At 46.3% G+C, this 9,657-nt stretch carries 9 protein-coding genes; 6 read left to right on the forward strand and 3 right to left on the reverse strand.

The features are described 5' to 3' along the window. The 4 genes from BLV54_RS13535 to BLV54_RS13550 all read left to right on the forward strand — a co-directional run. Positions 1-323 (forward strand): transposase (locus tag BLV54_RS13535; protein ID WP_090571816.1); only part of this gene is annotated, 323 nt, incomplete at its 5' end. A gap of 585 nt (positions 324-908) precedes the next feature. Continuing rightward, complete coding sequence (locus tag BLV54_RS13540) at positions 909-1,421, forward strand: CHRD domain-containing protein (protein ID WP_256329504.1); 513 nt, start codon at positions 909-911, stop codon at positions 1,419-1,421. Positions 1,422-1,818: 397 nt separating this feature from the next. Beyond that, on the forward strand, positions 1,819-2,577 hold the full coding sequence (locus tag BLV54_RS13545; protein ID WP_218132408.1) for a GlgX family protein: 759 nt from the start codon (positions 1,819-1,821) through the stop codon (positions 2,575-2,577). A 579-nt stretch (positions 2,578-3,156) separates the two neighbouring features. After that, on the forward strand, positions 3,157-3,513 hold the full coding sequence (locus BLV54_RS13550) for a DUF2934 domain-containing protein (protein WP_143032525.1): 357 nt from the start codon (positions 3,157-3,159) through the stop codon (positions 3,511-3,513). Between the two features lie 152 nt (positions 3,514-3,665). On the opposite strand, the gene BLV54_RS13555 is transcribed toward BLV54_RS13550, so the two are convergent. Then, positions 3,666-5,273, reverse strand: coding sequence for a M2 family metallopeptidase (locus BLV54_RS13555; RefSeq protein WP_090572160.1), 1,608 nt, complete (start codon positions 5,271-5,273; stop codon positions 3,666-3,668). 281 nt (positions 5,274-5,554) lie between these two features. Here BLV54_RS13555 and BLV54_RS13560 point away from each other — a divergent pair, with 281 nt between their 5' ends. Next, positions 5,555-6,418 carry an arginase gene (locus BLV54_RS13560; RefSeq protein ID WP_090572161.1) on the forward strand — a complete coding sequence of 288 codons (864 nt, stop codon included), beginning with the start codon at positions 5,555-5,557 and terminating at the stop codon, positions 6,416-6,418. Between the two features lie 3 nt (positions 6,419-6,421). Here the strand turns inward: BLV54_RS13560 and BLV54_RS13565 are convergent, their stop codons facing one another. Continuing rightward, positions 6,422-7,453 (reverse strand): ornithine cyclodeaminase, encoded by a 1,032-nt coding sequence (locus BLV54_RS13565; protein ID WP_090572162.1) that lies wholly within the window; start codon positions 7,451-7,453, stop codon positions 6,422-6,424. A gap of 402 nt (positions 7,454-7,855) precedes the next feature. Between BLV54_RS13565 and BLV54_RS13570 the strand changes: the two genes are divergently transcribed. Beyond that, a protein-coding gene (locus tag BLV54_RS13570; RefSeq protein WP_090572163.1) for an IS5 family transposase occupies positions 7,856-8,619 on the forward strand; the annotation gives its coding sequence in 2 pieces (ribosomal slippage) (positions 7,856-8,216 and positions 8,216-8,619; 765 coding nt in all). On the opposite strand, the gene BLV54_RS13575 is transcribed toward BLV54_RS13570, so the two are convergent. Next, a complete protein-coding gene (locus tag BLV54_RS13575) occupies positions 8,620-9,261 on the reverse strand; it encodes a hypothetical protein (RefSeq protein WP_176969782.1) in 642 nt (213 codons plus the stop codon). Between the last annotated feature and the right edge of the window lie 396 nt (positions 9,262-9,657).

Below are 9,657 nucleotides of genomic sequence, written 5' to 3' on the forward strand. Positions count from 1 at the left end.
CGATTGGTGCCCTGATTGGAAAGTTACTGGTAACCATCGGCCTGTTTGAAGCCAACATCAATGCTGATGTGTTTCATGGATGGGCGATGCAGGACCTGTTGCCTAAATTGCCACTACATTCCATCGTTGTGATGGACAATGCCACCTTCCATAAGAGACAAGACACACGGGATGCCATACATAACGCCGGGCATACCCTTGAATATCTTCCCGCTTATTCTCCTGATCTCAATCCCATCGAACACAAATGGGCACAGGCCAAGGCGCTCCGTAGACAACAAAACCAAACCGTCGATACGCTCTTCAAATCCTATGCATTCTGAATCATTCTTAACTGGTTAGGCTATATGTAGCTACGCTAAAACTCAGTTTTAGCAAAACTGAGTTTTCTTTTCACAACCTTTGATGTTTCAGTTATCAGGCCCGACTATTGCCACATTCGTTTGCATAAAACTTTGAAGCAATGAACGCTTGTGGAGTCTACCTGATTATAAATCTACACAAGTTCTCCTGGCTCTTTGCATTTTGGGGTGATCAATTCTTCTTTGCTCCAAAATATCTCTTATTTCATTTCCAAATCAAACATGATGCGAAGGTGAGCTGCAGACAGTATAAATAGGACGGCAAAGAGAAGCCGACAAAATCAGGTTTGATTTAGATATGGAATTAGCTGAAAGGCAAAAATACACCTAACTTCAGTCAAAACAATATTTGATCAACTGTCGATAAAGTTGATTTCTACGTGTTTGCACGTATTTTTTTATTTATATATTTCAATAATCTATTAAAGAACCATTAGAGTTTAATAAAAATATCTATTACTCCTATCACTTATCTTAGGTTCAATCAAGAGTCTTTCGCAGAAAGACGTTCAATAACCATAAGGAGATCAAATCATGAAAATAATTATGACTATATCCTATCTATTAGCCCTTATACTTGTTGCGGGAAGCGCTTATAGCGCCGACTTTCTCGAATTTAGGGCCAAGCTTACGGGAGACCAGGAGGTCCCACCTGTGGTGAACCAAATACGAGCAAGAGCGCTGTTTGAGGTTAATCCAGACCGCACAATGATGGATTTCGAGCTTAAGGCTATAAACAATGGTGCTCCGGTCGGTTTACTCGGGCAGGCAGGAGCACATATCCATTGTGGGGCTGTAGGCCAGAATGGGCCGATAGTGGCCTTTCTCTCGGGTGTTATTACCGGCGGGGTCGATGGCATGTTTAAAATTAAAGCAACACTCACCGACGCTAATATTGTCAAAAATACGTGCATGGACACCATTCAACAAAGCATAACAACCTTAAAGGAACTGGTCGATGCGATGCTCGCTGGGAAGACTTATACGAATATCCACAGCAACGCTCATCCTGCTGGCGAAACACGAGGACAAATAGTCGAGGACATCATCTTAAGATGAATAGTATTGGATGATTAACAAATCATCATTAAGATGAACAGGCGGGGGCAGCGTGAGCTTTATCAGCTATCTATCGTTGTCACCGCCATTGGTTGCCAAAGCTGCATCAAATTTTTGTTGGCAAAAATTTCCATCAAGCCGAGATCAAAATCTAGAATCGATTAAATCCGATTGCAGCCAGACCCGTCATATTCGGTAATCTGGTTTGTTTCAGTGCAAGATAGCCGCAAAAATCGTTTGCATGCCAGAAATGCACTGAGAATATCCTCTCTACCTGATAATCTTCTGAAATCTAGCTCAGTTAAAGCAGGAATTAAACCTTTTCATAACAAGTCGATTGCGATCTTATGCAGATGGAACTACCGAGCGGAGGTCTCGATGATGAAAGTTTTTCGCAATGACCCATGATACAGTAAGACGGGGACGACGCGTATGGCCTGGCCTGCCTTATCCTTTTGGTGCAACCTGGGATGGCTCGGGCACCAATTTCGCCTTATTTTCTGCATACGCCGAGAAGGTGGAACTGTGTCTATTCGATGAGATGGGGAAGCATGAGGTTGAAAGGATAGCATTGCCCGAATACACTCATGAAGTATGGCATGGCTATCTTCCCGACGTCCATCTTGGCCAGTTATACGGTTATAGAGTGTACGGTCCCTATAACCCTGAGCAGGGTTTTCGTTTCAATCACCATAAGCTGCTTCTTGATCCCTATGCCAAGGCGTTACGGGGTCGGCTTCGTTGGGATGATGCCTTGTATGGCTATACCATCGGTGATCCACGCGCGGATTTATCTTTCGATACACGCGACAGCGCGCCATTCATACCAAAATGCCAGGTCATTGATCCTGCTTTTACCTGGGGAGGTAAACCTCCACCTGCTATACCATGGGATCGAACCATCATCTACGAGCTTCATGTGCGCGGTTTTTCCATGCGGCACCCGGATCTACCTAAACATATACGCGGTAGTTTCGAAGGGTTATCGTCGGCGGTTATAGTGGATTACCTCAAGAACCTGGCTGTGACTACAGTAGAGCTCATGCCGATCCAGGCCTTCTTTCATGATCGACATTTAGTAGAACGCGGGTTGAGTAACTATTGGGGCTACAACCCCATCGGCTTTTTTGCCGTTCACGCCGACTATCTATGCTAGGAGAGTGGACAATAAAAGCTACTACGATCTCGTGGAAAACCAGCCGTCGCTACTACAACGATTTTACCGGTACTGGCAATACGTTGGAGCCGCGTTATCCACACGTTCTCAGGATGGTCTCGGCAGCGCGTTAAAAGGAAGTCAGAAATTTTGTGCTCGTTGCACTCTTCTGCACAAGGATAGGATTTCTTCGAATCTAATTGATTCCAAAATGCTTCCTACTTTACTTTCCATTTCTAAGTTGATCTTTTCTTTTGATTCTGATGTGACTAAAAATCAAAAATGTATCTGAATTTTTGCTATATGGCATAGCTTGAATCAAAAATAAAAATTTTGATCATTTGTAAATAAGAATTGTTCTTACGTGTTTACACGTATTTTTTTAGTCAAAATATTGTAATAATCTATTAACATATTAGAGTTAAATTAAAAAAACGTTTATTTTTTTCCTATATTTCATGGTCCTGGTGGGTGTGGTTACAATTGCAAACCAACCAGGTATCTATGAGGGGTGCGCAGCCTTATGGGCCTGGCCTGTTCGCTCCGTACTCCTTATCTTCAATAATGGAGGACAAAAACATGGCTAAACAGACACGCACTTCTATTAAACAGCAAAGTGATCCCGACATTACTTGGCGAGGGACTCTCAGCCTTGAGCAGCGCGAAGCGATGATTCGCGAGGCTGCTTATTATCACTACGCGGAGCGTGGCTACGCTTCCGGGCATGAGCTTGATGATTGGCTTGCGGCCGAAGCCGAGCTTGAGCACAGAATGCCCGAGCTGGAGGAACTACCACCGGATAGGGAGATTCAAGAGAGCGGCATTCATGGGCCAGCGAAGGATGACAAATTGAAGCGAATGGTCAAACAGCATCCGCATAAGGCCATTCCCCAGGTCGAAAGTGTTGAGCCGGAAAAAGCACCGTTCAAGGAATGACATTGGAAGCAGCAGGGTGCTTGTTTGCTGTGCCATGAATCAGCATAGTAGGCTGAAATAGCTTGGCTGTATATCATTCACCCAGCGCTTGCTCATCAACATCTGATGAGCAATAAGTATTGTCGCTACTTCTGATCTACTTCTATCAGATGTCAATTTATGAATTGTGCGGCGTAGTGTTTCGCAGTGAGCTTCTCTCCAGTGGCATTCTCGATCAAGTCGTTCCACAAAAGAGTGTGACCAGGCTTGAAGACGTTCTCGATGAGCCAGCTTCCGACCTTAGTGCGACCGACATAAGCCTCACGATGAGGGTTGTCCGATTTCAGTATTTCGCGACAGATATAGGCATGCAGTTGCGATGCGAGCAGCTCGCCTAGCAGGTAGTTATGGTAGTAAGCCGGGTAGAGGGCAACGTGGATTTTGGAAGCCCAGTCAGGTTTATCGCGCCCTGCAGGCTTGCGCAGCATTTGGTAATTTTCTACCAACTGCCACCAGAGGGTATTGAGATCTTGATCGCAGTTTTCGTATAGGGCCTTCTCAAAGCGATACATGACTTGTGCCCAGCGACTGAACACGAGTTGCTCGAGGCGGAGGGACTGGAATAGGATATCCGCTATCTGCTCTATCTTATCGGCCGATATACCTGCGACTTGTTCAAGCCAGGCGGGATTGCTCGCGAGTCGTCCGAAGAGCATGGCGATAGCTTCGGTCGTAAATATATGTGCGGCTTCTCGCAGCACCCAGGGGAGGCGGCGGTCGATGTACTTGTCATACACTGCATGGCCGTACTCATGCAGCATAGTGTCCATCCAGTTGTAGGTTGGCTTGATATTGCACACAACGCGCACATCACCTTCGCGATCGATGTCGGTGCAGTAGGCATGCTGATACTTTCCTTCTTTCTCAAATAGGTCGCTGCGTTCGAGCAGATCGTCGATCGGCATGTTGAGACTGGCGAAATACTGCTTCGTCAGGGAGATGATATCCTTGTCCTGGTAGAATTCATCAAGGTCGATATTGTAGATCATTGGCGCTTCTTGGAAGAAACGACTCTGATAATGCCAGGGCATTAGATCCTCTACCGATATATTGTACCGCTTGGCCAGCTTGGCATCGATGTCGGATTTCAGCTCGGTAAATGCCGGTGTGGTTAGTTTGTCGAGCTCGTCAAACAGCGCCTCGATCTGCATGGGGTCCTGGTCACTCAGCTGCAGCTTCATGGCATGATAGTTGGCGAAGCCGAGTTCGTGTGCCGCCTCGTTGCGCATACGTACCAGCCGCAGGATATCGTCGGCGACGACGCTGCCGATTTCCTTGCTTGCCGTCCATGCCGTTTCGAGTTCCACACTATTGGTGGAGGTGTGAAGAATCTCGTCGATCTCATTGTCGGTAAGTTTCTTGTCGTTCACTTCTGCGCGAAAAGTCGAGAATTTCTTTTCATTCTCATTTTGCAAGCGAATCATTTGCTCAAGCTTACTTTCATCAAGCTGCTTTTCGAGATATGAGAGATACAGCACCTCGAGCTGCCGCCGCAGCATCGGATCCGAAATGGTATTCGCTGCACGAATTCGCTTGAGCGTCGCGAAATCTTCCTTACTGGCAAGTATCTTAGTCAGCTGTATTTCCAGATCTGCTGCACGACGATAATCCTCTTCCTTTCCCGAGATCGTAGCATTGAAATATGCCAGTATCGCCTGTTTATGCAAGGGAATGACCTTTGCTTCGAATTTCTTTACAAATGTTTTGAATTCTTCCGTCATGTGATCTATCTCCGATGTTGCGCAGGATGAGAACAGACCCAGAAATGCTATAACCGACAGAATGACACGCAAATGATCCTGAAAAGCTTTCTGGCAAATATTCTACCTCCGACTGCGCTTGATCTATAATTTACCACATCCTCTTGCTAATTCTGAGTAACCTAGGTGATTCCCTGCTTTCGCTGGGATGAGTAAGCACTGACTGGAAATCTTGGTTAGGAAAAAAGTAAAAATTGGTTTGTCTTAAAGACATTGTCCTCAGGCTGTGCCATCATTACTTTATGACGAAACTGATACAAACACTAGGAATTGCTTCTTGTCTGGGCGGACCGATGCGCACCTGCGGCTACGCGGCAGAACTGCTGCGTGACGAGTTTGCGCGGCAACCAGCAGTACCCACCAGCCTGCAACTGCAATGGCATATACTGTACCCCGAAAAGACGGGCTCAAAAGAGGTCAGATTAGCCCATCTCTACCAAAAAACGAGTCAATTTACCCGCTACTGGACTGAAAGCCGACGCCATTTTCTGGTGATCGGCGGTGATCATTCCTGTGCACTTGGTACCTGGTCTGGCGTGCTGCAGGGATTGCCGCACAGCAACGAATTTGGCTTAATCTGGCTTGATGCACACATGGATGCGCATACTTTTGCCACTACGCCTTCCGGCAATATACACGGCATGCCTGTTGCCGCACTGCTAGGCAAAGCGGATGAACGGTTGGGCGCAATTTATCCAGCTTGTCGCTTTATTCAGCCAGAAAATCTGCTGCTGATCGGTGTCCGCAGTTATGAAACGGAGGAATACGCTCTTTTAAAACAGACAAACGTCAAGATTGTGTTTGCTGATCAAATCAGCGATTTCTCCCAGACACTACTTGCGGCCATCGAGCAATTAAGCAGAACCTGCGGCATGATAGGGATCAGCCTCGACTTGGATTTCATTGATCCTGAAGATGCGCCTGGCGTAGAGACGCCAGTGCCGGGCGGAATTAAAGCCATAGCCCTCCTGACAGCGCTTACCTTGGTGAAGCGCCATGCCAACCTTTGCGGTCTGGAGATCAGTGAGTTTAATCCGGAAAACGATCGGCACGCTAAAACACTGCAACTGATGAAAACGATTGTTGAAACATTCTATGCGGCTTAGCAATCAGTTTCTCTTTCCTTGGGGAAAAGGCGATAAAACACTGAACAAATCTTTAGGATCACGCACTTCGGGCAGCAAAGCTATCTCACTGCCTAATTGATACTCTAAAGCCAGTTCATACACTAAGCGCAGCGTTGCGAAATCTTCCAACGCAAAGCCAACCGAATCGAATACGGTAATTTCAGTAGCGTTTTCCCTGCCTCGCTTACGTTTAGTGACGAGTTCCCATAATTCGGCATAAATATCGCTTGCATCACACTGTTGTACTTCACCTTCCTTTAGTGTTTGCGGAATAAATTCAACCACAATTTTTGCTGCCTGTAGCAGGGTTCGACTTAATTCGGTTTTACCTGGACAATCGCCGCCCATGGCGTAAATATGGGTACCTGGTGTGACATCTTGCAATTCGAATAATGTTTGCCGTCTATTTGACGCCGTTGCAGTAATGACAATATCGGAATTGCGAATAGCATCCCGAATGTTGGCGCAGGGTATTAGCTCGAAAGCATAAGGTGCCAGATTACGCGAAAATTTAGCCATTGCCGCTGCATCAATATCGAAGTAGCGTATTTGCTGTAACGGGAAAAGACTGCTAAAAGCTATTACCTGAAATTCCGACTGTGCGCCGGTTCCAATAATCGCTAAAGACTGACTGTTTTCTCTAGCCAAATACTTGGCTGCCAAAGCTCCGGTTGCAGCCGTGCGCAAAGCGGTCAGTAAGGTCATTTCACTAAGCAACAACGGGTAACCGGTAGCAGTATCGCTTAACTGGCCGATGCCGATTATGCTCAACTTACCTTGTGCCGTGTTGGCGGGATGGCGATTGACATATTTGAATGTATAAAATTGATCATTCGCACAGGGCATCAATTCAATGGCGCCTTGCGCAAAATAGGTCGCATGACGCACAGATTTTCGGAAGGTATCCCAGCGGGAGAAATCGTTTTCCAGAAACGTAATTAGCCTGACAAGAAAGACTTTCAAGCCAATAATTTTGATCAGTTTTTGGATGTCGTGAACACTCATAACCTTCATTGCGTAGCTCCCAACAGGTCAAAAAAAACTTTTCTATTAACATCGTCTTAGGCATCTATGTGGGACGTAAGCGATATTATTGACATAGTAGTTAAGTATCAGTTATTGAGAAGTATCTAATCAGCATATTTTTGCTAGCTCAGGATAACAAACAAATTACGATTGGTGACAACAAAATTGTGATGAAGTAAAACGTTTGCGCAGCAGGTTGTTGGATATCGATTGCCAAAAAGGAAAGAAACAGCATCTTGCTACTTTGATTAGTCCGTAGATCTTGTTTTGGCGGATTCTTGACTACTTAGACAGAATGGCGAGCTTTTTGAGCATTAAATGCATGTTAGACTAGATACTATAGTCACGAGATGAAAAATATGAAATTCTTGTAAGGAAGGAGGATCTCATATGACACAAGCACATCGTAGGCACGATATATCGGATAAGGTTTGGGAATTGCTAGAGCCACATTTGCCTGGGCGCGAGGGTAGCTGGGGTGGCATAGCAAAAGATAATCGCCAGTTCATCGATGCGGTTTTCTGGATTATTCGCACGGGTGCGCCGTGGCGTGACTTGCCGCCGGATTATGGAGATTGGAGCAACACCCACCGTCGTTTTATCCGCTGGCATGACAAGGGGGTATGGAAAAAATTGCTGGAAGTTCTGATTGACGAGCCGGATTACGAATGGTTGATGATCGATGCCAGCCATTGCAAAGTGCATCCGCATGCGGCAGGTGCAAGAGGCGGTAATCAGGACATGAGCCGTACAAAAGGGGGCTCAACACAAAGATACATCTGGCCGTGGATGCGCATGGTATGCCGCTCAGAATTATTATCACGGAAGGTACCAGAGCGGATTGCACGCAGGCTGGCCACCTGATCGAGGGGCTTCATGCCGATCAACTGATTGCGGACAAAGACTATGACAGCGATGCTATTTTTGATCAAGCAAAAGCTCAGGGCATGGAGTCCGTAATCCCGTCGAAGAAAAACCGTAGTGTTCAAAGGCCGTATGATGAAGATCTGTATAAGACCCGACACTTGATCGAAAATGCCTTCCTGCACCTGAAAAGATGGCGCAGCATTGCCACAAGATACGCTAAAAACACCGCTTCCTTCCTCGCCGCCGTCCATATCAGATGCATCGCTCTTTGGGCAAATATCTTGTGACTAAACACCTAATAGCGCAAGCTTGAAATTCAGCAACCAACCATAGGAACTGGCAACCAGCGCATGGTAATAGGTTTCCACCATACGATCTGCCACCATTAAACCGGTTGCTATCATCAGCAGCATCACAGGCAGAGCACTTGCCGAGAATTCCTTCAAAGACGCTGCATTTAGCAGAGATGAGGTTTTGTCTGAAGACCGATGACTGTCATACACGGTCAATAGAAAAGCGGGTAATGCACCAAACCATACTCCTGCCAGCAGGATATGCAGCGCATAGGGCGCGATCGATACAAATGATATTTCCTCTGCGCCGGAATGACTCATCAATGAGCCTGCGATCAGGGGAAGTGAAGCAGCAACCGCCCACAAAATATAGTGCCATCGCACACGAGATAGGCGCTGGATATACAAAATGACACCAAATAGCACAACTGCCAGCAGCGCCCTTGCCGCCCATAAATGCCCTACCCGTGTCTGCTGGACAACCTCGAACCATGCAGCCGGACTCCAGGTATTGGCTAGCCTTCCCGTTGCTTCACCCGTTGTCGTCGCCAGGATAGCCATCAATCCCAACAAAACCACACCCGCTAGCCAAGGGAATCTTTTTTCCAGACGGCTCGCCCACGAGGTTTCAAACACAGCCTTTTGTTATCCAACAATGGCAAGAAAAACACAGCTTCCAAACAAGATTAAATTGGCAGTCAGTTGCGACCACCGGGCAAAAGTAGCAATGATTTCGATCATGATTTTACGGCAGGAATATTATGGTTGCTTTGATAACACCCGTGGTATAGATTGCGGCTGGTACCGCCAACCTAAAATTTCCCGGGTGATTTATAGTTATTTATAGTTTTAGCTTACAAAGTTAGAGAGTATCTCATAAGCAGCCGGGCAATTTAAAGACTGATCAGATTTCATGGTATGACTGCCCACTAATATAACGTGAGTTCGACATAAGAATCACAACCCTACAAGTGGAAGAGCTTGAGTGAATCTGATATTAAGTGAAGGTTTCTTCTCGCGGAACGTGTAAGC

The sequence above is a fragment of the Nitrosomonas sp. Nm33 genome, assembly GCF_900107265.1.
Lineage (GTDB): Bacteria > Pseudomonadota > Gammaproteobacteria > Burkholderiales > Nitrosomonadaceae > Nitrosomonas.

Coding starts and splice junctions, on each gene's coding strand:
- BLV54_RS13560 (WP_090572161.1), top strand. CDS start 5,555: ATGACGAAACTGATACAAACACTAGGAATTGCTTCTTGTCTGGGCGGA.
- BLV54_RS13540 (WP_256329504.1), top strand. CDS start 909: ATGACTATATCCTATCTATTAGCCCTTATACTTGTTGCGGGAAGCGCT.
- BLV54_RS13555 (WP_090572160.1), bottom strand. CDS start 5,273: ATGACGGAAGAATTCAAAACATTTGTAAAGAAATTCGAAGCAAAGGTC.
- BLV54_RS13545 (WP_218132408.1), top strand. CDS start 1,819: ATGACCCATGATACAGTAAGACGGGGACGACGCGTATGGCCTGGCCTG.
- BLV54_RS13550 (WP_143032525.1), top strand. CDS start 3,157: ATGGCTAAACAGACACGCACTTCTATTAAACAGCAAAGTGATCCCGAC.
- BLV54_RS13565 (WP_090572162.1), bottom strand. CDS start 7,453: ATGAAGGTTATGAGTGTTCACGACATCCAAAAACTGATCAAAATTATT.